Genomic DNA, 23,439 nt, shown 5'->3' on the forward strand with positions numbered 1-23,439 from the left:
GCGCCGATGACTTTTCGATCTCGTCGTCTTCCGGTGCGCTCACGAGGCGGTCCCTGCGGATTTCTTCTTATCCGCCGCCGGCTTGGCCGGCGCGGCTTTTGGCTGGGCGGCTTTTGCCGCAACCTTGGGTTTGGCCGCCTTCGCGGGCTTTGCCGGCGCCTTGGCCGGTTCAGTGGTTGCAGCCGCTGCGGGCTTGGGATCCGGCATTGCTGGAAACACCGGCTTCGAGGTCGGCATGGCATCAGGGCCGGCGACGCCCGGAATGCCGGGCGCGCCCGCCTTCAACGGTTCGGCCGCATGAGCCGCCTCTGCCGCGGGTTTGGCGGCTTGGACCGCCTCCGCGGCGGGCTCGGCGACCTTTGAGGGCGCGGGCTTCATCGCGGAGTCGAGGCCGGCGCGCACATCGGCAGCGGCCTTCTCGAACGGGTTAAGCTGCTTCTTGATCTCGGCCGCCGGATTGAGGCCGCGCAGCGAATCCACCGACTTCTTGACGTCGTCGAGCTCCGCCTCCTTCAGCGCCTCGTTGAACTGTTTCTGGAAGTCGCCTGCCATCGAACGCAGTTTCGCGGTCGTCCTGCCGAAGGGGCGCAGCATGCGCGGCAAATCCTTCGGGCCGACGACCACGATCATGATGATCGCGATCACGAGCATCTCGGTCCAGCCGATATCAAACATGGCTACTCAATCCGACCAGCGCGAAGATTAAAGCGAGGCGCTAAGGCTCAGCTCTTGCTGGCTCTTTCCTTGGCCGCCTGGACGGTCTCGTCGGGGCGATGCTCGACGGTCTTGCCGTCGGCAGTCTTTGCGCCTTCAGCTTCGTCGTCGGACATGCCCTTCTTGAAGCTCTTGATGCCCTTGGCCATGTCGCCCATCAGCTCGGGGATCTTGCCGCGGCCGAACAGCAGCAGCACCACCACAAGCACGATAAGCCAGTGCCATATTGAAAAGGAACCCATGATACCTCTCTCTCGAACGATTTCCTGAGACTGATCTATGCGTTTTCACGCTGTGTTTCAAACAGAAGTACATCAGACTTCCGTGTCGAAAGCCAAATATCCTTCGCCCTGGCGGACAAAGCTCCGCAGCGTACCCGCGCGCGCACCGGCGTCTCCGCGCCGGGAACGGCAAGTTCCAGCAATTCAACGACGCCGAGATAGCGGCGCGAGAGGATGCGCGCCTGGGTGTCGCCCGTGGTTTCGCTGACGTCGAAGCCGGTCATGCGCACGGCGACGGTCAGATCGTCGCCCTCGGAGAAGCCCGCCGCGTCGACCCGCCCGAGCGAGGTTTCGACTGCGCCGCCTTTTACCCGCCCCTCGAAAAGATTGAGCTCGGAAAAGAAACCGGCGACGAACAGGCTCGCGGGGTTGAGATAAAGATCCTCGGCGCGGCCGGCCTGAACCAGCCTGCCGTCCCTGAGGAGAGCGATGCGATCCGCCATCCGCATCGCCTCCTCCGCATCATGTGTGACGACGATCGCCGTGGCCCGGCTTTCGCGCAGGATGGCCAGCGTCTCGGCGCGGACGGAATCCTTCAGCCGCGAGTCCAGTCCGGAGAAGGGCTCGTCCATCAGAAGAACCGCCGGGCGCGGCGCGAGCGCTCGGGCAAGCGCGACGCGCTGCTGCTCGCCGCCCGACAGGACGTGCGGATAGGAGCCGGCATAGTGCTCCAGACCGACCCGCGACAGCGCGATCAGCGCTTCCTTGCGCGCCTCATCGCCCGACAGCGCGGTCAGGCCGAAGCGGACATTGTCGAGAATGGTCATATGCGGGAAGAGCGCGAAATCCTGGAAGACCAGGCCTATCGAGCGCCTTTCCGGCGGCAGGAACACGGACGGGCCGGCGATCTCGCGATCGTTGAGGAGCACACGGCCGGAAGTCTGGCTCTCTATGCCGGCGGCGATCCGCAGAAGTGTGGTCTTGCCCGAGCCGGAGGGGCCGAGCAGGCAGAGCACCTCGCCCGGCTCGGCCGAAAGCGTGACGCCGCGCAGGGTCTCGGCGCCAGGCCCGAAGGAATGGCTGATGTTCTCGAAGGCGAGCCGCGCGGCGAAGGTGACGCCGGCGGGGACGCGGCCGTGCTGGTGCAGATCCTGTGCGTTCAAACGAGAGACTCCCGGCATTTCAGCGCGAGATATAGCCCTGGAAGCGCCCGCCTTGCGGTCAATCATCCGTGACGCGGGGCGTCAGCAGGCCGAGCTCCTCGAGGTCGATGTCGGTCAGCGGATCCTCGTCCTCGGTCAAAAGGTCCGGATCGGAAGGCGGCTGCGGGACGGAGAAGTTCGAAGGCATGCGCGAGGACAACAGCCCTGCCCCTTTCAGTTCGTCCATTCCGGGCAGGTCGCGAATCTCTTCCAGCGCGAAATGGTCGAGGAACTTTTCGGTCGTGCCGTAGGTGACCGGGCGGCCCGGCGTGCGCCGCCGGCCGCGCATGCGCACCCATTCGGTCTCGAGCAGCGTGTCGAGCGTGCCCTTGGAGGTCTCGACGCCACGAATGTCCTCGATCTCGGCGCGGGTGACCGGCTGGTGGTAGGCGATGATCGCCAGCACCTCGAGTGCGGCGCGAGACAGCTTCTTTTGCTGGACCGCGTCGCGGCTCATGAGGAAGGCGAGATCGCCGGCGGTGCGGAACGCCCACGCGTCGCCAATGCGCACGAGGTTGACGCCGCGGCGCTGATAGATCTGCTGCAGCTCGGCCATGGCGGCGGCGATGTTGACACCGTCGGGCAGGCGCTGGGCGAGTTGCTTTTCGCTGACCGGCTCGGCGCTGGCAAAGACGATCGCCTCGGCCATGCGGACGGCTTCGGCCAGATGCAGGCGCTCGGCGGGGTTCATGTCGGCCTCGTCCGAAAGGAACGGGATCACCGTTGCGTTTGCGCTGTCGGTCATGACGCTGCCTCGGCTGTCTTTGCGGCATTTTGGCGGTTGCGCAGGTAAAGCGGCGCGAACGCCTCCTGCTGACGCATCTCGATCGCGCCCTCGCGCACCAGTTCGAGCGTGGCGGCGAAGGAACTGGCGATGGCGGTGGAGCGCTCCTCGGCGCTGTTGAGATATTGCGTCAGGAACTGGTCGAGCGCGGTCCAGTCGCGGAACTCGCCGATCAGCCGGATGAGGATATCGCGCGCTTCCTTGAGCGACCAGACGCCGCGCTTGGCGATGCGCACATTGGTGATGGCCTGGCGCTGGCGCTGCACTGCATAGGCGGTCAGGAGGTCGTAGAGCGACGCCGAATATTCGTTGCGCTTCTCGACGATGACCATTTCGGGCATGCCGCGCGCAAAGACGTCGCGGCCGAGCCGGTTGCGGTTGACGAGCCGGGTCGCGGCGTCTCGCATGGCTTCGAGCCGCTTCAGGCGGAACTGCAGCACGGCGGCCAGTTCCTCGCCGCTTTCACCGTCGTCGCCCGGCTGCTTGGGAATGAGGAGCTTGGACTTCAGGTAGGCCAGCCACGCCGCCATGACGAGATAGTCGGCCGCGAGTTCGAGCCGGATGGCGCGGGCGCTGTCGATGAATTTCAGATACTGCTCGGCCAGCGCCAGGATGGAAATACGGGCGAGGTCGACCTTCTGGTTGCGCGCCAGATGCAGGAGAAGATCGAGCGGGCCTTCGAAGCCGGCAACGTCGATGAGCAGCGCCGGCTCTGAAACGCCGCGCGCGTTCTCGTCCTCCGCCCAGAGGCGGTCCATCGGCGCGGGCTTCCCTGCCCTTTTATCCAGCGCTTCCGGCAATTGCTGCCTGCTTTCCCTGTTTCCTACCGCATGACGCTACGCCACGGCCTCGAAGTAAGTCGCGAACTCGGCGCGGATTTCTGCCTCGTCGGCCTGGTCGCGTTCCTGAATGTAGTTAAGCGCCCGCTCCGCCCGTTCCAGCGCCTTGCCCTCAAGCCCCGTGGTTCGCGAGGCGATCCCCGCCATCTCCTCCATCACCCCGTTGCAGTGAAGGACGATATCGACGCCGGCCGCAAGGATCGCCGCTGCTTTCGAGGGGAAATCCCCAGAAAGCGCCTTCATCGAAGTGTCGTCGCTGATGAGCAGCCCGTCGAAGCCGATCTCGCCGCGGATGATCTCGTCGACGACCCTGCCTGATGTGGTGGCCGGATTGTCCGGATCGACGGCGGCGTAGACGACATGGGCGGTCATCGCCATCGGCAGATGGCTGAGTTCCCTGAACGGGGCGAAATCGTGCCGCTGCAGGTCGCTTAGCGAGGCGTTGACCGTCGGCAACTCGAAATGCGTGTCGGCGAATGCGCGCCCGTGGCCGGGGATGTGCTTCATGACGGGCAGCACGCCGCCGGCCATCAGCCCTTCGGCGGACGCCTTGCCGAGCGCGGTGACGCTTTTCGGTTCCTTGCCGTAGGCGCGCGTGCCGATGACGTCGCTGGCCCCTTCGATCGGCACGTCGAGCACCGGCAGGCAATCCACCGTGATGCCGAGTTTCAGGAGATCGAAGGCGTGCAGACGGGCAAGCAGCCATGCCGCGCGCTCACCAGCATCGTGGTCGTCGCGCCACAGCGCGCCGAGTGCGGCGCCGGCGGGATAGTCAGGAGCCAATGGCGGCCGGAGCCGCTGCACGCGCCCGCCCTCCTGGTCGATGAAAATCGGGGCGCCGGGACAGCCGACGCAATCGCGCATTTGGTCAACGAGGTCGCGGATCTGCTCGGTTTCGCTGATGTTGCGCGCGAACAGGATGAAGCCCCACGGGCATTCGCCGCGATAGAACTGGATTTCCTCGCGGCTGAGCGATTTCCCGGCGCAGCCGAGGATCATGGATTTTGATTCGGTCATGGTGTCGAGACTAGCGCGTCAAGGCGTCGGTTGAAAAGAAAACCGGCGCGGGTGGGGACCCGCGCCGGTTCAGTAAGTTCGGTGCGGGCGGCTTACTTCGAAACGAAGCAGTTGCCGCCTGCGGATTTATAGCTTTCGCAGAGCTTGATGGCGTCGCTGCGGCTGCCGGCGGGAACCCGCACGCGCCAGAAAGTGCCCTTGCCCGCGATCTCGGCCTTGACGATGTTGGCCTGGTGTCCTTCGAGCACGCTGCCGTAGCGGCGCAGCAGATCCTGGTAGGACGACTGTGCGGCGGCTTCGCTCGGCTGCGAGGCGATCTGCATCGACCAGGCGCCGTTGGCGGCGGATGGCGCGCTGAGCGCGGCGACCTTTTCGGTCTTCACCTCGCCGACAATGTCGACCGGCTGGGCGGAAGGTCGCGCCGGGGCAAGCGGTACGGAGTCGGGCGTTGCAGACGCGGCTTTTCCGCCGCCTGCCGCTTCCGCCGGTGCTTGCGGATCGGTTGCGGCGGCATTCGGCGTCGCCTTGGCGGGCGGGACGGTGCCGGTTGCTTCCGGAGCAGATGCTGCAGCGCTCGCATTGGCTGCGGGTTCGGCAGCGGGCGCCGGAGCTTCAGCGACCGGCTCCGGATCTTCGCGCGGAACCAGCGTGCCGTCGGCCTTGACAATCATCGTGCGGACCTTGCGCGGCGCGACGGCCGCGACTTCGACGCCGTCGTCGATGCCGGACTCCTGCAGAACCTGTGCAATGCGGTCCTCGGACTTCGCCGGCGGGGTCACGCCGGGCAGATCGGAGGAAGCTGCCTGCGGCAGGGCATCCGCGGGAGCGGGCTGGGGCAGGTCAACGCCTGCGAGGGTATCCACAATCGCATCAGACCTGGCGGCGAGAGCTTCCACGTCGGCCGCTTCGGTCTCCGTCTCTGCATCGGCCGCTGCGGCGGGAGCCGCCTCGACCACGCGCGGCTCGGGCGCGGGTACGTCGATCGGCTCTTCGGCGCTGCTCAGAAGTTTTTCCTGCTTCGGCTGCGCGGCGTCACCGGAACCGGCAACACGGTCATAGACCGCCTTGTCCTGGTTGGGCACGGTCGTGCCGCCTGGATTTTCCGGCCGGACCTTGACCGGTTCGGCATCGGCCTTGACGATGGCAGGCGCGCCCGAGCCGCCTTCTCCGAAGGACATGGCGAAAGCGCCTAGGCCACCGAGAACCGCCACGCCGCCGACGATGGCCGCTACCAGTATGCCGCGCCTTTGCGGCTGCTCGCGCGTCGCCGCGCCATATTCAGCCACGGACATGTCTTCATCGAGATCAGGGTCGTAGTCGTCCACGGCGAACTGGTCCTGGGCGACAGGTTCGCCGCCCGGCACGAAATCGGCCTCGCGCTTACCGGCGTCCGTCGCAGAACCGTAGGCGGCATGCGACGCACCGGCAAAGGCGGCTCCGCCTGCGAGGCCCGCGGCAAACGCCGCCGGACCGGCATGGCTGGAAACCGGATTCGGCTGTTCCTGTCGCGCAAAGGCGCGCTCGAACTCGGCCGCGTAATCGTCGGCGTGATAGGCTGGCGCCGGTGCGGGAGCAATTTTTTCCGGCGCGTTCATGTCGCTGAGCAGACCGGCGAATTCGGCGTCCAAATCGTCATAGACAGCCGGCGGCGGCACATTCTCTTCAACGGCGAGTTCCGGAATGTCCAGATCGTCGGCAAGCGCTACGGCTTGCTCTGGCACGTCGATCGTCTCGATGTCGGGGAAATCCTCGTAGGCCGAGGGAGCGTTGCCTGCCTCGCCGTCGTCCTGCGCTGCCTCATATTCAGCCGGCGCTTCCACGACCGGCTGGGGCTCCTCGCGCCGCCAGGATGTCGTCGGCTCGGCCCTGCGCATTGAGGCGGTCAGGGCAGCAAGGGCGGCATAGGGATCCTCGTCCTCCTTTACCACCGGCTGTTCCGCTTCCTGCCACGCCGGGGCGACGCTGTCTTCGGCTCCATGCAGAACCGGCTCGTCGCCGGCAATCCCGCTGGAGATCGCCGCATCGAACGCTTCGTCGTCGAATTCGAGGTCGAGATCGATGTCCATATCTGCGGCTTCGGGGGCGGCCGCGGCTACGTACTCGGCGGTTTCCTCGGCTTCAGCGTAGACGGGCTGCTCGTCCTGCTCGTCGCCACCGAAATCGGCAAGATCGGCCGAAACGGCGTCGTCGAGCGGGAGATCGTCCTCCGGCGCCGAAAAGGCTTGCGTCTCGGCCGGCTCCGCCGCGTCGAACGCCCAGTTCACGGCGTCGAGATCGCCCGCCAGATCGTCGAGCAAATTATCTTCGCCACCATCGGGCGCGGCCTGGGCAGGTTCGGCGGCGGGCGCTTCCGAAGCAGCCTCAATGGCTGGAGCTTCTGCGACAGCCTCGACGACGGGAACTTCGGCAATCGCCGCCCCGCGCTCGGGCATATTGCCGAGAAGCGCGTTGAGTTCATCCTCGAGGCTGAGTTCATCCCGCTCCTCGACCGATCCGTCGAGGTCCGGTTCGGCGAGCGCATCCGCCTCGCCGTCGTCATCCAGCCGGGACTGAAGCTCGCGATCGAGATCGTCATCGGCAGCCGGGGCGTGTTCGTCGACAGCGGCTCGCATCGCCGAGAAATCCATGTCGACTTCGGCAAGCGCCGTATCGAACTCGTCGGCAAACGGCTCATCCGATGCTTCAGCCGCCGAGGGCTGAACCGCAAGCGGCTCGCCGGCAGCGTCGGGAGCTTCCTCGTCGGCTTCCAGCTCCCAGCTTTCCTCTCCGAGCGATTCCCGGCCTTCGGCAGGCTCATCCTGAATCTCGGGTTCAGCGTCCAAGGGCGACGCGACATCGCGCGCGAGTTCTTCCTCCAGCGCCTCTTCAAAGGCGAAGTCGGGCTCTTCGGCGGCGGCTTCGAACTGCTCCGCCTCAGCGGGCTCGAATGCCTCTGCTTCTGCTGCGGGCTGGAAAGTCTCTGTTTCTGCGGCGGCTTCCACCAGATCGGTAGTCGGCGCTACGTCGCTGTCGGCGACAAACGGCTCGTCAGCAACAGCATCATCATAGGCTTCGACAGGCGGCGTTTCGGCTGCAGCCTGATCGTCCGTATCGGACGCCATGAAATCATCGTCGAGCGAAAATTCTTCCTCGAAGGCGGCCGCAATCTGCTCTTCCGCTTCATCGGTTTCGGGCAGCGCGGGCTCATCCTGAAGTGATGCCGTCAGCTCATCTTCGAACGCGGCCATCTCGAACGAGGGCTCGTCCAATTCGGCGGAGGCCACCGCACCCTGCACCGCAGGCTCGGCCGCGTCCTGATAAGGTTGGTCGGCCATGTCCTGGTAGGGCTGGAAAGCAGCCTGGGCGTCCGGCGCGGCCTCTTCGGCCTCCAGTTCGCCCATCAATTCCTTCTCGAGATCGATACCGAAATCGTCCTCGCCGGCGGTCGCCTCAGCCGGGCCTTCCGCAGACTCGGCTGCGGATTGCGGCCGCGCCGGCTGGCGCGGATCGAAGCCCATGATCTTGGTCAGTTCCGCAAACGGATCGTCGTTGGGAAGATCGTTGTGATCGGCGATTCTCAGATGGTTTCTCTCTGCCATTCTCTGTCCCGAACTCGCACATAATCGGACGCTGTCAACGTCGCGTAAGGTTGGCCCTTACCAGCGCAATGTGGGCAAAAGGTGACAGGTTTTCCCCGCAAAACTAGCGCATTTCGGCGGGCGCTTCCGCTCCGATCAGCGCCAGTCCGGACGTCAAAACATCCGCTACGGCCTGCACCAGCCCGAGTCTGGCATAGGTCGATTGTCGGTCGGTAACCTTAACAAATCGTAAGTCCGGATTATCGGTGCCGCGGTTCCAGAGGCCGTGAAAACTGCTCGCCAGATCATAGAGGTAGAATGCCAGCCGATGCGGCTCGTGGGCAACGGCGGCTGACTCTATGAGGCGCGGATATTCGGCGAGCTTCCTGATCAGCGCGATCTCGCCTTCGTCGGTCAGCCGGGAGGCTTCCTTGCTCAGCGATTGGCGATCGAACGCCGCCTCGCCGAGTTGCTCGCGGGCCTGGCGGAACACGGAATGGCACCGCGCCGAAGCGTACTGCACATAGAAGACGGGATTGTCTTTCGACTGCTCCGTAACCTTGGCGAAGTCGAAATCCAGCGGCGCATCGTTCTTGCGGAAGAGCATCATGAACCGGATCGGGTCGCGGCCGACCTCCTCCACCACTTCGCGCAGCGTGATGAACTCGCCAGAGCGCTTCGACATCCGTACCGGCTCTCCATTGCGGTAGAGCCTGACCAGTTGGCAGAGCAGCACCGTCATCTTCAGCCGATCGCCCGCGACAGCCTTGGCCAGCGCCTCCATGCGTTTGACATAGCCGCCATGATCGGCGCCGAGAATGAAAATCGTCTCGTCAAAGCCGCGCGCGAACTTGTCCTCGAGATAGGCGACGTCGGCGGCGAAATAGGTGAACTGCCCGTCGGACTTGACCAGCGGCCGGTCCATGTCGTCGCCGACCGCGGTCGAGCGGAACAGCGTCTGCTCGCGGTCTTCCCAGTCGTCGGGCTTATCGCCCTTGGGCGGCGGCAGGGTGCCCTTGTAGATGTGGCCTTTGAGGGTCAGGTCGGTGATGGCGGCGCGGATGGCCTGCGCGTCGTTCGCGTGCAGGGTGCGCTCCGAGAAGAACACCTCGTGATGCACGTTGAGCAGCGCCAGATCCTCCCGGATCATCGCCATCATGGCGTCGATGGTGCGGTCCTTGACCAGCTCAAGCGCCTCGTCGTCGGGCATCTGCAGCAGACCGCGGCCGAACTCGGCGGCAAGCGCCTGGCCGACGGGCACGAGATAGTCGCCGGGGTAAAGGCCGGCCGGGATATCGCCGATGTCGTCGCCGAGCGCTTCGCGATACCGCAGCATGGCCGAGCGCGCCAGAACGTCGATCTGCGCACCGGCATCGTTGATGTAATATTCCTTGGTGACGTCAAAGCCGGCGAAGGAAAGCAGGTTGGCCAATGCGTCGCCGACGACGGCGCCGCGGCAATGGCCGACATGCATCGGGCCGGTCGGGTTGGCCGATACATACTCGACATTGACCTTCTTGCCCTTGCCCAGGCTGGAGCGCCCGTAGTCGGCGCCGCTGGCAATCAGTGCCGCCAGATGCGCCTGCCAATAGCGATCGTTGAGCCGAAGGTTGACGAAGCCCGGTCCGGCGACCTCGACGGCGGCAATGTCGGCGTCGGCCCGCAGCGCCTCGGCGATCTTTTCGGCGAGCGCGCGCGGATTCTGGCCGGTCGGCTTGGCCAGCACCATCGCGGCGTTGGTCGCCAGATCGCCATGGGTGGCGTCACGCGGCGGCTCGACCGTGATCCTGGACAGATCGGCGCTGCCACCGTCTTTGTCTTTCAGATCAAGCGCTTCAACGGCTTTGATGATCCGCTCGTTGAAATCGGCGAAGATGTTCATTGGTGCTTACTCTGGAAACCTGTGGGCACGAGCCAAGGGCCGCGCCGGAAAACCGGCCCGCCCTAACCCAATTCCGGCGTGTGGTCAAACAGCCGCCGGTGCTCCTTGAGGGCGTAGGTGTCGGTCATGCCGGCCAGGAAATCGGCGACGTGGCGCGCCTTGACCCGGTCGCTGGCCCGGTCCAGCCCCTCGCGCCAACCCTCCGGCATGGCGCGAGGATCTGCGAAATAGGCGTCGAAGAGCTGGCGCACGATCAGGTCTGCATCCTCCCGCACGCGCAAGACCTCGTCGTGGCGGTACATGTTCTTGTAGAGGAACGCCTTCAGCTCCTTTTCCGCGGGGATCATGTCGGCCGAGAAGGTGACGATCGTTCTCCCCGCGCCGCGGACATCGTCGGGGCTCTGCGGCTTCAGTTCCGCCAGCCTGGCGCCGGCGGTCGAGATCACATCCTCGACCATGATGGTGATCTGCCGTCGCATGAGTTCGTGGCCGGTCCTGACCGGATCGAGCGCCGGATAGCGTTCGCGCACGCCCTGCAGGATGCCGGCCGGCAACGACACCTGCTCCAGCATGTCGAGCGTAAGCAGGCCGGCGCGCAAGCCGTCGTCTATGTCGTGGGTGTTGTAGGCAATATCGTCGGCGATCGCCGCGCATTGCGCCTCGAGGCCGGCGAAGCGGTCGAGTTCGAGGTCGTGCAGTTCGGAATAATCGAGGATCGCCTGCGGCACGGGGCCGTTCAGCCCCCTGCCCTTCGCATCGGTCAGCGGGCCATTGTGCTTGACCAGACCTTCCAGCGTCTCCCAGGTCAGGTTCAGCCCGTCGAATTCGGCGTAGCGGCGCTCCAGCTTCGTCACCACGCGCAGCGATTGGGCGTTGTGGTCGAAGCCGCCCCATTTGGCCATTTTCTCGTTGAGCGCGTCCTCACCGGTATGGCCGAAAGGCGTGTGGCCGAAATCGTGCACCAGCGCCACCGCCTCGGCGAGATCCTCGTCGCCGCGCAGCGCGCGCGCCAGAGCGCGAGCGATCTGCGCGACCTCGATCGTGTGGGTAAGCCGGGTGCGGTAATGGTCGCTTTCATGCGCCACGAACACCTGCGTCTTGTGCTTCAGGCGGCGGAAGGCAGTGGAATGGATGATGCGGTCGCGGTCGCGCTGAAACGGCGTGCGGGTGGGGCTTTCCACTTCCGGGGCGAAGCGGCCGCGCGACTGCGCCGGGTCGCAGGCATAGGGCGCGCGCGGACGGTAGCCGAAGCCGATGTCGCCAAGCTGGTTCGTCATGGTCCGATGCCGCCCGTTGACTTGCCTCTTGCCGCTTCATACCTATGGTGGGGACGCGAAAGCAAGGTGACGCCGATGGGCGCTGATGCCAAGACTGCCATGAAGGGTGTGGATCTCTCCGAGGCCGCCGCAAAGCGGATCGCCAGGATCGTCGCGAACGAACCGGGCAAGATCGCGTTGCGCGTCTCGGTCGAGGGCGGCGGCTGCTCGGGCTTTTCATACAAATTCGACCTGGTCGACAGCCGCAACGAAGACGACGTCGCCATCGAGCGCGATGGCGCGACCGTGCTGATAGACGACCTGTCGTTGATCTATATGGGCGGCTCGGTCATCGATTTCGTCGACGATCTGATGGGCCAGTCATTCCAGATCAGGAACCCGAACGCGGTCGCATCCTGCGGCTGCGGCACGAGCTTCTCCGTATAGTCCGATGTCGCCTCCGGCCGCGCGCCCGACCGCCTTCCGGCAGGTCGCGCTTGCCGCAGGCCGCGATCTCGACGCAACGCTGGCCTTCTGGCGCGACATTCTCGGTCTCGAGACCCACGCGATATTCGAGCCGCCCGGCATAGCCTTCATCCTGGTCGGCGAGGTGCGGCTCTTGTTTTCCGGCGGGACGCCGCAGGCGACGGTCTATCTCGACACTCCGGGCCTCGACGCATTCTGCGAGCAGGCATCCGCCGCCGGCGCCGCCTTCACGGCGCTGCCTTCGCTCGTCCACATCGACCGCCTCGGGCAATTCGGCGCGGCCGGCGAAAACGAGTGGATGGCCTTCCTGAAAGACCCTGCAGGCAACACGATCGGCCTGGTCGAACGCCGGCCCGGGTGAGGTGCGGTCGCAGGCCGCCGGAGACTCACTTGGGTCGGTTCGGCGAAAGTCCCGCCCAACACCGATTCGGCCGCTAGATGCGACTGCAAATCCGAGCACGATTGCAAAAAAATATTGAAAGTCTTCCACGCATTCCGTTGAAGACAATGGATGGGAATCGGTCAGGGCGCGCCAAGTGCAATTGATTCCAAACGGAAAATCCGTCGTCGGCGCCGCGCGCATTCCGTTAGGGAAGATAGCCAGCCCTCGCCGGCAAACAATCCCCTGCCGGTCCCCTCGCCGGCTTCGTTGACAGCCTTCAACGCCAGTCGCAGGCTTCGCAGATGCCGGCAAGGGCGAGCCAGGCTGCCGTAGAGGGGACATCACATGACAATACCGAATGCGACAATTCCGAACGCATCTCCATCGCTGTACAATGAGGACCTGGCGCCAGCGAAAGAGCGCAACTGGGGACCTTTCTCGATCTTCAACGTCTGGACGTCGGACGTGCACAGCCTGTGGGGCTACTATCTGGCCGCCAGCCTGTTCCTGTTCTGCGGCAGCTTCGTCAATTTCATTATCCCATCGGCGCGGGCTCACTGATCATCTATGTCCTGATGAACATGGTGGGCATAGCCGGCGTGCGAACAGGCGTGCCGTTTCCGGTGCTCGCGCGCGCATCCTTCGGCATCTGGGGCGCAAACCTCCCGGCCATGGTGCGCGCCATTGTGGCCTGCTTCTGGTACGGTGCGCAGACGGCCGCGGCATCGGGCGCGATCGTGGCCCTCCTGGTCCGTGACGAGGGCATGCTGCAGTTCCACCAGACGAGCCATATGCTCGGCCATTCAACGCTTGAGGTGATCTGCTACGTCGTCATCTGGGGGCTGCAGCTGCTGATCATCCAGCGCGGGATGGAGACGGTGCGACGGTTCCAGGACTGGGCCGGTCCAGCAGTCTGGATCATGATGCTGATCCTGGCGATCTTCCTCGTCATCAAGGCCGGCGGCATCTCGCTGACCGCCGACATCCCGATGGATGTGCTGCTCGAAAAGACCAAGGATGCGGGCGTTCCCGGCGTGCCCGGCTCCGTCACCGCGCTGATGGCTGTCGCCGCGATCTGGGTCACTTATTTCGCGGCCCTCTACCTCAATTTCTGCGACTTCTCGCGCTATTCGCCGGACGAGCGATCGCTCAAGATCGGCAATATCTGGGGCCTGCCGGTCAACCTTATCCTGTTTTCTCTGGTCGCCGGCATCACCACAATCGCCGCGTTCCACGTCTATGGCGAAGTGCTTCTGCACCCCGACCAGATCTCGGCCAAGTTCGATAGCTGGTTCCTGGCGCTGCTGGCGGCGCTGACCTTCGCGGTGGCCACGCTCGGCATCAATGTGGTGGCGAATTTCGTCTCGCCGGCCTTCGATTTCGCCAACGTGTTTCCCAAGCACATCGACTTCAAGAAGGGCGGCTACATCGCGGCGCTGATCGCGCTGGCGCTCTACCCGTTCGCCCCATGGGAAGGCGGCGCGGCCCGTTTCGTCAACATGATCGGCGCCACGATGGGCCCGATCTTCGGTGTGATGATGGTCGACTACTACCTGATCCGCAAAGGCTGGCTGAACGTCGACGCACTCTATCGCGAAGACGGCGAGTATCGCTTCCAGAGCGGCTGGCATGTCAAGGCGCTGATCGCCTTCGGGATCGGCATCGTGTTCTCGAGCATCCTGCCCAACTTTACGAACTGGCTGCCATCCTGGTGGGGCGTTTACGGCTGGTTCTTCGGCGTGGCCATCGCTGGCGTCATCTATTACGGCCTGCGCGCGGCCGATGTGCGCCCGGTGCCGAAGCCGGCCTGAGTCCGAGGTTCAAAAAGGGGCGGGAGAATATCCCGCCCCTTTTTCGCGCCCGGCAACTTTTTCAGGTGATCGCCTCGATGCGTTCATGATATCGGTCTGACCATGAAAATCGTCACCTGGAACATCAACGGCATCAAGGCGCGGATCGGCAATTTGATGGTGTGGCTGAAGGACAGCCAGCCGGACATCGTCTGCCTGCAGGAAATCAAGTCGGTCGACGACCAGTTCCCGCGCGCCGAGATCGAGGCGCTCGGCTACAATGTCGAGACGCATGGCCAAAAAGGTTTCAACGGCGTCGCGATCCTGTCGAAATACCCATTCGACGAAGTCAATCGCGGTCTGCCCGGCGAGAACGGCGACGAGCAGGCGCGCTTCATCGAGGGCGTGTTCTCCACGGAAAGGGGCGTGCTGCGGGTCGTCTCGCTCTATCTGCCGAACGGCAATCCGATCGGCACCGAGAAGTTTTCCTATAAATTGACCTGGATGGCGAGGCTCGAGCAATGGGCCGTAGAGCGGCTCAAGCTGGAAGAGCCGCTGGTTCTGGCCGGCGACTACAATGTCATCCCCGAGCCAATCGACGCGAGGAACCCGGCTGTATGGGTGAACGATGCGCTGTTCCAGCCGGAATCGCGGCAGGCGTTCCGCCGGCTCTGCAATCTCGGCTTCACCGAAGCGGTGCGCTCGGTGACCGACGCGCCGGACACCTATACGTTCTGGGATTATCAGGCAGGGGCCTGGCAGAAGAACAACGGCATCCGCATCGACTTCCTGCTGCTTTCGCCGGAAGCAGCCAACCGCTTTTCATCGGCAGCGATCGAAAAGCATGTGCGGGCCTGGGAAAAGCCGTCCGACCACGTTCCGGTGGCGGTAGAGCTGGCGCTTACAGCCGCCTGACATTTCTGTCTTTTCGGCGCCGAAGAGTCCCCTGACTTCGTGGGGCTTATTGGTTGCCCTTGGTCAGGATGTCGTCGGCGAGCGCGATCGCCGTGCGCCGGTCGGCTTCGGCGGCGAGCGCGAAGGCCTCTTCCTGCATGCCGCGGATCCATAGCCGGTCGTTCGGCGAGGCGCGTTCGAGGGCTGCCGTCATCATGGCCAGTCCACGCACGACCCTGCCGCTCTGGAACAGCAGGTTGCCGAGCGTCGCCTGCGCGCCGGCATGGCCCTTTTCGGCCGCGAGCTGGAACCAGCGGCCGGCCTGACGCACGCTCGCCTTCACGCCCTCGCCCTTGAGGAACATGTTGCCCATTTCGAACTGGGCGTTGGGATTGCGGTAATTGGCGGCGGCCCGCATGTAGTATTCCTGGGCGGCGGCGGCATTGGGCTTGATTGGGCTGCCCGGGATGCCCTTCTTCCAGTAGCTGCCGAGCGCTACAAGCGCGTCGGACATGTAGCTTTCCTCCGGGCTGCCCGGCTCCACATCCTGCCTGGCGATCTCGGAGAAGAACTTGAACGCCTCGTAATCGTCGCGCGCCACGCCGTCGCCCTCGGCATACATGCGCGCCAGCTTCCAGGTCGCGCCAAGCTGGCCGTTTTCGGCGGCATAGCGATAGGCTTCGACAGCCTGGTCCTTGTGGCCGCTCTTGTAGGCGGAATAGCCGAACTGGAACACCGACCACGGGTTCGACTCGGCCTTCACCTCACCTGAATCATCGAAAATATCGTTTTCAAACGCCAGCGCCGCGCTCGCGGAGCCGAAGGTCGCGGCGGCGACCAGCGCCGACAGGGCGGTCGATCTAATGGCATTCGACATACGCATCACAACACGCTTCTTCCGTGCCACCGCAAATTGCGGCGCTGTCGACCCCTTGGCGGGGCGGGCCACGTCCGGTCGACCGTTCCGGTAAAACTGCTCCGGATTTTCGGCCAAACTACGACCATGCCCGGCAAGGTCTGGTGCTTGCTGTAGACAGGCTGCATTAAACGCGCCGAGCGCTTCGCCGTTCCCGGTTTTTTGGGATGCATATCCCTGAGCTGCCGCGCGGCTCGGCAGTTCCACTCTGGAAATTACCTTGGCGTTCAATTTCTTGTCCTTGGCGGCGTTTGTCGCAGCCTTTTGTCTTGCATGCCCGTCCGTGAACCGCCGTGCGCCCGGTTTATGGCGGGAAATGGGCAGATTTGGTCCGCCTCACTGTAGCAAATGGCTTGCCTGGAGACTGTTGCGGATTCGTCACAAAATCGCGGGCTATATTAGCGACCCCGGACGCAAAAAAGCCCGGCCGAAGCCGGGCTTCATCGTCACGAATATTTGCTTACCACTTGATCCTGGCGGAAGCCGAGACAGCGGCGACAAGGTCGTTGCCGTATTCGTAGGTGATATCATCGTCTTCCGACTCGCCGCTGGTCAGCACGCCGAGCGCGCCGCCCAAGCGGAATTCTACATTCTTGGTCGGCGTGTAGGCAGCGCCGGCCGAGAAAGTCCAGGTATCGCTCTGGATTCCGAGCGTGGTCGACGTGCCGCGATCCCAGGCGATGCTGGCAGCGCCGCTCCACTGATCGTTGAACTTGTGGCCGAGACCGCCCGAAACCGTCCAGCCATCGCGGTAGAAGAGTTGCAGCGACGTCGCATCGTTGTCGGTAGTGCACGGTCCCGACGTGCCGACGGCGCAGAAGCTGATCTCCTGGAACGTGCTCCAGTCAACCCATTTGATCGAGCCGAAGGCAAGCCAATCCGGCGCTATACCGGACTGAATCTTGAACTCGACCGAATCCGGCATGGATTGGGTACCTGAGACGTCGGTCACCTTTCCGAAAAGCGGATTGACGAGCGGAGTGCCAGGGATAAACGGTATCTGCGTCAGATCGACGGTGCCGGTAATATCACCGAGATCGACCTCGGAATTGTAGACGAGGCTGGCGCGGAACGCGATTTCGGGAATTTCATAAGCTGCACCGATACGCCAGCCGACGCCCTCGCCTTCCAACTCAAGGCGGCCGACGCCATTGCCGAAAGCGTCAGTTCCAAGGAGGGTAGGCACTGGAACAACGAGACGCTCTTTAAACCCATCGACCTGCTGGTAGAAAACGCCGCCGAGAACGCGAAATTGCCCGCGCCCGGCCTGCATCTTATAGGAGCAGGTGCCGGCGATGTTGTCGCTGTTGATCTTGGTCTCGATGTTGCTGTTGGCGCCCATCCAGTTCGCGCCGGGATTGGAATGCGCACCCCAAGGCTGCGAATAGTCAACCATGCAGTCAACGCTGTCGCCAATGGAAGCCTTGAAGCCGATGCGCGGTATCGCGTACTCCTCAGTGTCCCTTATGCCGGAGGTCGCGCCGCCGCCGATGCCGTTGGAGCCTATGCCGTTAGCTGGATTGATGTCGACCACGTCCTCCAGATCACGCTGCGGCATGACATAAGTCACAGAAGCTTCGCTGGCGAAGCGGGCCGGATCGAACAGAAGGTCGATATTGTAGCCGCCACGCTCGAGGCCGCCGGCGCTTGCTGTGCCAACCACGGCCAGCGAAACGCAGCCCGCCCCCAGGAGCGTTCTCAAAAGCGGTTTGTTCATGAAGTCTCTCTCCCCAAAAGTGCGTGGGAAGAAGCTAGAACCATTTCGTAAAAAGGGTGCAACAGTGTTTTTGCTGACGCGGGTTCGATGCGGCCTTGGAAGCCGGATGCAGGCAGAAGGCGAACCGCAAAATAGCCGCAAACCGACCCGCTTCCGGCTAAAACAGACCGCAAATTCGCCGATACGCTCGCAAAATCGACCGAAATCGCGCGATTTCGGCCGGCTTTTGCGAAATTGTTACATTACGGCAACAATGAGGCGGAAAATATTTGGGCAACCACAAGTTACGTAACGTCATGCCGGTTTTTGAGCGAAACCGCCGGTTAGCACTGATTAAGAATCAGCGTTGAACGGATGTCAGACCTCGCCGCGAACCCTCGACAAAGCCACGTTCAGTCTGGCCTGCGCTTCCTGATATTCGGCGAGTTTTTCGCGCTCGCCGGCCACCACTTCGGGCGCGGCATTGGCGACGAATTTCTCGTTCGACAGCTTCTTGTGGATGCGCGCAACCTCCTCGGTGACCTTGGCCAGTTCCTTCTGCAGCCGCGCGGCCTCAGCCTCGAGGTCGATCAGATCGCCGAGCGGCAGGCAAACAGTCGCTTCGCCGACGACGATCTGGGCAGAGGCCTGCGGCGCGGCGTCGGCATGCGTGACCGCGCCGATCCGCGCCAGCCGCTTGATCGCCGAATCGTGACGTTTCAACCGGGCGCGGGTGATATCGCTCGCGCCGACCACGACCAGCGGTGCGATCGCCGCCGGCGGCACGTTCATTTCGGAGCGAACGGAGCGTATGCCCGACACCAACTCCACCAGCCAGTTGATCTCGGCGGCCGCCTCGGCGTCCTCGAAATCGGGATCGGGCCAGCGCGCATGGCAGATGAGCGACTGCCGCTCCTGCCCTTCGCCCGCCGTGTGGGCCCAGAGCTCTTCCGTGATGAACGGCATCATCGGGTGGAGCAGCTTGTAGATCTCGTCGAGCACGAAGGCGGCGACCGCCTGGCTTTCGGCCTTGGCGGCTGCGTCATCGCCCATGAAGACCGGCTTCAGCAGTTCCAGATACCAGTCGCAGAAGAGGTTCCAGACGAAGCGATAGGCCGTGTTCGCGGCCTCGTTGAAGCGAAAGGTCTCGATCCCTTCCGTGATCTCGTGGGTCGCGCGCGTCAGCTCCGTCAGGATCCAGCGGTTGATGGTGAGCTTGGCGTCGCCGAGCCAGAGTTCGTCATTGCGGGCGACACCGTTCATCTCGGCAAAGCGGGTCGCGTTCCAGAGTTTTGTTCCGAAATTGCGGTAGCCGGCGATGCGGGCGGGATCGAGCTTCACGTCACGCCCCTGCGCCGCCATGCTGGCAAGCGTGAAGCGCAGCGCGTCGGCCCCGTATTCGTCGATCAGCCCCAAGGGGTCGATGACGTTGCCCTTGGACTTCGACATCTTGGCGCCGTTCTTGTCCCGGACCAGCGCATGGACATAGACCGTGTGGAACGGCTCCTCATCCATGAAATGCAGGCCCATCATCATCATGCGGGCGACCCAGAAGAAGATGATGTCGAAGCCGGTGACCAGCACGTCTGTCTGGTAGTAGGTGTTCAGTTCGGGCGTCTCGTCCGGCCAGCCGAGCGTTGAAAAAGGCCACAACGCCGAAGAAAACCAGGTGTCGAGCACGTCTTCGTCGCGGGTCAGGATTTCGCCGGGCTTGAAGTTTTCAAGCAGATCCTCGACGACCGCCTTCATCGGCCCTTCATGGGCGAGATAATGCTGGACCGCAGCGCCCAGCGCCTCTTCTTCCGTACGCTCGACGAAAACCGCGCCGTCGGGGCCGTACCAGGCCGGGATCTGATGACCCCACCAGAGCTGGCGCGAAATGCACCAGGGCTGGATGTTCTCCATCCAGTCGAAATAGGTCTTTTCCCAGGTTTTCGGCACGAAATTGGTGCGGCCCTCGCGCACCGAAGCCATCGCCGGGCGAGCCAGTTCCGCGGCGTTGACATACCACTGGTCGGTCAGGAACGGCTCGATCGGGACGCCGCCGCGGTCGCCATGCGGCACGGCGTGGCGGTGCGGCTCGACCTTTTCGAGGAAACCGCCCTCTTCCATCAACGCAACAACCTTCTTGCGGGCCTCGAATCGGTCCAGGCCGTGAAGCTCGCCCCACAGGCCCTGGCGCTGCGGGTTCACATCAACACCTTCAAGGAAATCCTCGTTTTCCTTGAGGTTTATCCTCGCTTCCGGCGTCAGGATGTTGATCGCCCGCAGTCTGTGGCGCTTGCCGACTTCAAAATCGTTGAAGTCGTGCGCAGGCGTGATCTTGACCGCGCCGCTGCCCTTCTCGGGATCGGAATATTCGTCGGCGACGACCGGGATCTTTCGGCCGACGATCGGAAGCACGACGTTCCTGCCGACCAGATTCCGGTAGCGGTCGTCGTCCGGATGGACCGCGACCGCCGTGTCGCCGAGCATCGTTTCGGGCCGCGTGGTTGCGACCGCGATGTAGGTGGCGGGGTTTTCCGGGTCGTAGGTCTCGCCCTCGACGGGATAGCGGAAGTGCCAGAGATTGCCGTTGATCTCGATCTGTTCGACCTCGAGGTCGGAGATCGCGGTCAGGAGCTTCGGGTCCCAGTTCACAAGGCGCTTGTCCTTGTAGATCAGGCCTTCCTTGAAGAGGGTGACGAAGACCTCGATGACGGCCTTGGACAGCCCCGCATCCATGGTGAAGCGCTCGCGCGACCAGTCGCAGGACGCGCCGAGCCGCTTCAACTGGTTGAAGATCATGCCGCCGGATTCGGCCTTCCACTCCCAGATTTTTTCGATGAACTGCTCGCGGCCGAGGTCGCGCCGGTGGATCTGGCGCTCCATGAGCTGCCTTTCGACCACCATCTGGGTGGCGATGCCGGCGTGATCCATGCCCGGCTGCCACAGCACGTTCTTGCCGCGCATGCGCTCGAAGCGGACCAGAATGTCCTGCAGCGTGTTGTTGAGCGCATGGCCCATATGCAGCGAGCCGGTGACGTTGGGCGGCGGAATGACGATGGTGAACGGCTCCGCATCCGGCTCGGCGCCGGCGCCCGCGGCAAAGGCGTCGGCCTCCGCCCAGCGCTTGGCGATTTTCGGCTCGACGACGCCGGCGTCATAGGTCTTCTCAAGCATGGAAACGGTCCGCTTTGTCCGGAAATCTAGTCGGTCCGGTGTAAATCGGAAGGGCTGTAGCAAGTCAAACGCTTAGTTGGGTTGCACGGTCACGACCACGTCCGTATATATGATACGACAATATCGTATATAAGGACGTCGCAATGGCGCTTTCTATAAGGGATCGGGAAACCGACGAAGCGGTTCGCCGGCTCGCAAGGCTGAAGCAGAAGGGCCTGACGGAAACCATCCGCGAGGCTGTCGAAAACGAGTTGAAGCGCGTGCAAGGCGGCACACCCCTCGTAAAGCGCATCGAAGCGCTTCATCGCGAGCTCGAAAAATATCCGAGAACCGGCATGAAGGCCGACAAGGCATTCTTCGACAGCTTGAACGACGAATGACCGTGTCGGCAGTTCCATGTTCATAGATGCTTCCGCCTTAGTCGCGATCATAGATCGGGAAGCGGACTGGAAGGATCTCGCTGCGAAGCTCGAGCAAGCGGATAATCGGCTTACGTCCCCCTTGGCAATATGGGAGGCTGCCAACGCCATGGAACGGCTGCGCGCCTGGGGCTTCGATGAGGCGGAACGCACCGTCAGCTCATTTCTCGAAGCGATGGAGATTTCGACCGTCGATGTGACCGCCCAAATCGGGCGGGAAGCCCTTCGGGCGGCGCGGCTTTACGGCAAAGGGCGACATTCCGCACGATTAAACTTCGGCGACTGCTTCGCCTATGCCTGCGCCAAGGTCCTGAATGTGCCCCTGCTCTGCAAGGGCGACGACTTCCCACAAACCGACATCGAGCTGGCCTGAACGGCCCCTGACCGTTAGCTTGCCCCGCCGCGCGCGACGCGCTCGATCTCTTCGCGTACCAGCCGCTCGACCAGTGTCGGCAGATTGTTGTCCAGCCAGTCCTGCAGCATCGGGCGCATCATCTCTTCGGCCATCTCGTCGAAGGTCTTCTTGCTGCGCGCGGCGAACGCCTCCGACAATTCGCCAAAGGCGGCGGCGACCTGGCGGCTTGCCTGCTCGGAAATGATCGCCGGGCGGGCAACGTTGCTCTCCGTGGCCGCCGGAGCGTCGCTGTCGCCGACGATAGTGCGGCCCGGGAAAATTTCCGATGCGGAGCCGGGTTCGTCGATCGAACTGCTTTCAGGCTGCGTGGCAGTCTCGATGCCCTCTCTCCGCTCCCAAACCGGACCACCGCTCTGCGAAGGGACCGACGCTGCTGATGTCGCCTGGCCGGTCGGTGCTTCTGAGGCCGCTTGAACCGTCGACGCCTCGGGTCGGCCCGGCTCCGACCGCGCTTCGGCCGTCTGCGGCCTTTCGCGGGCCGGCTCGATTGCGGGCGCGGCTTCGGGCTGCGCAGCCGGCATAGTCTCCCCGGCCCGCTTGCGCGCGTCAGCGGCGATCTGCGCCTGCACTTCCGCGAGCGTCACAGGCTTCCTCGGCTCCGGGGCCGGATTGGGCGCGCGGAGTTCGGCGCGGAAGGCATCGACCTCGATAACGGCGCCCTCGCCGCGGACCGGCGCGCTGTCGCGCCTGGCCGGCTCGTAGACCGAAGCTGCGCTGTTTGCGGCCTCGACTTCGGGGCGGCCGGCTTCGGCCTCGTCACCGGGCTTGCGGCCCGTGTCGCTGTCTTCGATTATCCTGCGGATGGAAGCGAGAATTTCTTCCATCGAAGGTTCGCGCTGTGCGCTGCCTGCCTGTGCCATCGTCACATCCGCCGCCCTTGTGACCTGTTGTCATGTTCCGCCCGCAAAAACGGCCGGAAACGAATCATGGCGTCAGCGTAGCGGATGCAGGCTGTTGCGAGAATCCCCCTGAAAGGGCGTTCTGTGATTTCAACAGATTAAGCGTGGATGCGAATTGCCGACCTTGCACCCGCCGGACGTGCGCTCAGCGGCCGTCCGGCGTTCTCAGGCCGAACCACTTGTCCTTGACGGCCTTGTAATGCTCTTCGGGCTTGTATTCGGCAACCCTGAGCCCGAGGCGGCGGATGGAAAGGTCGCCCGCGCCCGACAGGATGGCATAACTCGCCACCACCAGATCGCGCTGCGAGTTGGCCACGGCGATCTGGGCGTCGATGACGTCGGCCTGCGCGTCGAGCACGTCGAGCGTGGTGCGCTGGCCGACATTACGCTCTTCGATGACGCCGTTGAGCGCGAGTTCGGCTGCGGTTACCGCCTCGCGCGTCGCGGCAAGCGTTTCCTGCGCGGCGATGTATTGGGTCCAGGCCGAGGTGACCGCGGCGCGCACCTGATCGCGCTGCACGTCGACCTCGATGCGGGCTTGGCCGAGCTGTTCCTTCGACTGGCGCACCTGCGCCGAGGTCCTGCCGCCCTGGTAGATCGGCACTGTAAGCGTCGCGCCGATGCTGGCGTTGTTTCCGGATTGTTCGGTAACGGTGGGACCGACGCCGCCGCCGACGCCGGGAAGAACGCCCACTGCATGTCGTTCGGTAAAACCCCGCCCGACGCTTGCATTGGCCGAAACCTGCGGCAACAACTGGCCTTCGGCCGACTTCACCGTAAACCCAGCCGCGTCGACCAGATGCTCCGTTGCCAAGATGGCGGGATGCCGGCTCGAAGCGACGCCGATCGCCTGGTCGAGGCTAGGCGGAAGGAGCTTGGCGAGCGGCGCCGCCGCCTCCAGCCGGCCC

General features: G+C 63.9%; 19 protein-coding genes and 1 pseudogene. 6 read left to right on the forward strand and 14 right to left on the reverse strand.

The features are described 5' to 3' along the window. Positions 1–39 precede the first annotated feature (39 nt). The 9 genes from tatB to MAXJ12_RS21885 form a co-directional block, all read right to left on the reverse strand. On the reverse strand, positions 40–675 hold the full coding sequence (gene tatB, locus MAXJ12_RS21845) for a Sec-independent protein translocase protein TatB (RefSeq protein WP_008838167.1): 636 nt from the start codon (positions 673–675) through the stop codon (positions 40–42). Positions 676–722: 47 nt separating this feature from the next. Then, entirely contained in the window at positions 723–956 is a 234-nt protein-coding gene (locus MAXJ12_RS21850) for a twin-arginine translocase TatA/TatE family subunit (protein ID WP_008838168.1), read from the reverse strand. A 35-nt stretch (positions 957–991) separates the two neighbouring features. Continuing rightward, positions 992–2,116, reverse strand: a complete 1,125-nt coding sequence (locus tag MAXJ12_RS21855) for an ABC transporter ATP-binding protein (RefSeq protein ID WP_050898870.1) — start codon at positions 2,114–2,116, stop codon at positions 992–994. Positions 2,117–2,156: 40 nt separating this feature from the next. Further along, positions 2,157–2,882, reverse strand: coding sequence for an SMC-Scp complex subunit ScpB (scpB, locus tag MAXJ12_RS21860; protein ID WP_008838170.1), 726 nt, complete (start codon positions 2,880–2,882; stop codon positions 2,157–2,159). Next, positions 2,879–3,679: a segregation and condensation protein A gene (locus MAXJ12_RS21865; protein WP_008838171.1), complete on the reverse strand. Its 801-nt coding sequence runs from the start codon at positions 3,677–3,679 to the stop codon at positions 2,879–2,881. The genes scpB and MAXJ12_RS21865 overlap by 4 nt, the downstream gene beginning before the upstream one ends. Positions 3,680–3,757: 78 nt before the next feature. Then, positions 3,758–4,777, reverse strand: coding sequence for a beta-N-acetylhexosaminidase (gene nagZ, locus MAXJ12_RS21870; RefSeq protein WP_008838172.1), 1,020 nt, complete (start codon positions 4,775–4,777; stop codon positions 3,758–3,760). 92 nt (positions 4,778–4,869) lie between these two features. Continuing rightward, positions 4,870–8,355 carry an SPOR domain-containing protein gene (locus MAXJ12_RS21875; protein ID WP_008838173.1) on the reverse strand — a complete coding sequence of 1,162 codons (3,486 nt, stop codon included), beginning with the start codon at positions 8,353–8,355 and terminating at the stop codon, positions 4,870–4,872. 103 nt (positions 8,356–8,458) lie between these two features. Beyond that, a complete protein-coding gene (argS, locus tag MAXJ12_RS21880; RefSeq protein ID WP_008838174.1) occupies positions 8,459–10,216 on the reverse strand; it encodes an arginine--tRNA ligase in 1,758 nt (585 codons plus the stop codon). Positions 10,217–10,278: 62 nt separating this feature from the next. Beyond that, positions 10,279–11,493 (reverse strand): deoxyguanosinetriphosphate triphosphohydrolase, encoded by a 1,215-nt coding sequence (locus MAXJ12_RS21885; protein WP_008838175.1) that lies wholly within the window; start codon positions 11,491–11,493, stop codon positions 10,279–10,281. Positions 11,494–11,568: 75 nt separating this feature from the next. Here MAXJ12_RS21885 and erpA point away from each other — a divergent pair, with 75 nt between their 5' ends. The 4 genes and pseudogenes from erpA to xth all read left to right on the forward strand — a co-directional run bounded on the left by erpA (position 11,569) and on the right by xth (position 15,045). Next, positions 11,569–11,919, forward strand: a complete 351-nt coding sequence (gene erpA, locus MAXJ12_RS21890) for an iron-sulfur cluster insertion protein ErpA (RefSeq protein WP_040587283.1) — start codon at positions 11,569–11,571, stop codon at positions 11,917–11,919. Positions 11,920–11,923: 4 nt separating this feature from the next. Then, positions 11,924–12,319 carry a VOC family protein gene (locus tag MAXJ12_RS21895; RefSeq protein WP_008838177.1) on the forward strand — a complete coding sequence of 132 codons (396 nt, stop codon included), beginning with the start codon at positions 11,924–11,926 and terminating at the stop codon, positions 12,317–12,319. A gap of 366 nt (positions 12,320–12,685) precedes the next feature. Next, positions 12,686–14,151, forward strand: a pseudogene (locus tag MAXJ12_RS21900) (NCS1 family nucleobase:cation symporter-1). 102 nt (positions 14,152–14,253) lie between these two features. Further along, positions 14,254–15,045, forward strand: coding sequence for an exodeoxyribonuclease III (gene xth / locus MAXJ12_RS21905; protein ID WP_008838178.1), 792 nt, complete (start codon positions 14,254–14,256; stop codon positions 15,043–15,045). A 46-nt stretch (positions 15,046–15,091) separates the two neighbouring features. Here xth and MAXJ12_RS21910 read toward each other — a convergent pair whose 3' ends face one another. From MAXJ12_RS21910 to MAXJ12_RS21920, 3 genes are all read right to left on the reverse strand, one after another. Further along, the gene (locus tag MAXJ12_RS21910) at positions 15,092–15,907 is read right to left on the reverse strand and encodes a tetratricopeptide repeat protein (protein ID WP_040587286.1); all 816 of its coding nucleotides are present in this window, start codon (positions 15,905–15,907) and stop codon (positions 15,092–15,094) included. Positions 15,908–16,400: 493 nt separating this feature from the next. After that, positions 16,401–17,657, reverse strand: a complete 1,257-nt coding sequence (locus tag MAXJ12_RS21915) for an OmpP1/FadL family transporter (protein WP_008838180.1) — start codon at positions 17,655–17,657, stop codon at positions 16,401–16,403. Positions 17,658–18,014: 357 nt separating this feature from the next. Continuing rightward, entirely contained in the window at positions 18,015–20,798 is a 2,784-nt protein-coding gene (locus MAXJ12_RS21920; protein ID WP_008838181.1) for a valine--tRNA ligase, read from the reverse strand. A gap of 143 nt (positions 20,799–20,941) precedes the next feature. Between MAXJ12_RS21920 and MAXJ12_RS21925 the strand changes: the two genes are divergently transcribed. Both MAXJ12_RS21925 and MAXJ12_RS21930 read left to right on the forward strand, forming a co-directional pair. Next, complete coding sequence (locus MAXJ12_RS21925) at positions 20,942–21,178, forward strand: type II toxin-antitoxin system VapB family antitoxin (protein WP_008838182.1); 237 nt, start codon at positions 20,942–20,944, stop codon at positions 21,176–21,178. A 16-nt stretch (positions 21,179–21,194) separates the two neighbouring features. Next, positions 21,195–21,590, forward strand: coding sequence for a type II toxin-antitoxin system VapC family toxin (locus MAXJ12_RS21930; protein WP_008838183.1), 396 nt, complete (start codon positions 21,195–21,197; stop codon positions 21,588–21,590). A gap of 14 nt (positions 21,591–21,604) precedes the next feature. On the opposite strand, the gene MAXJ12_RS21935 is transcribed toward MAXJ12_RS21930, so the two are convergent. After that, positions 21,605–22,492 carry a DUF2497 domain-containing protein gene (locus tag MAXJ12_RS21935; RefSeq protein WP_008838184.1) on the reverse strand — a complete coding sequence of 296 codons (888 nt, stop codon included), beginning with the start codon at positions 22,490–22,492 and terminating at the stop codon, positions 21,605–21,607. Between the two features lie 184 nt (positions 22,493–22,676). Next, positions 22,677–23,439: TolC family protein (locus MAXJ12_RS21940; RefSeq protein WP_008838185.1), on the reverse strand; the 763-nt coding region annotated here is incomplete at its 5' end.

It is taken from the genome of Mesorhizobium alhagi CCNWXJ12-2, assembly GCF_000236565.1.
Lineage (GTDB): Bacteria > Pseudomonadota > Alphaproteobacteria > Rhizobiales > Rhizobiaceae > Allomesorhizobium > Allomesorhizobium alhagi.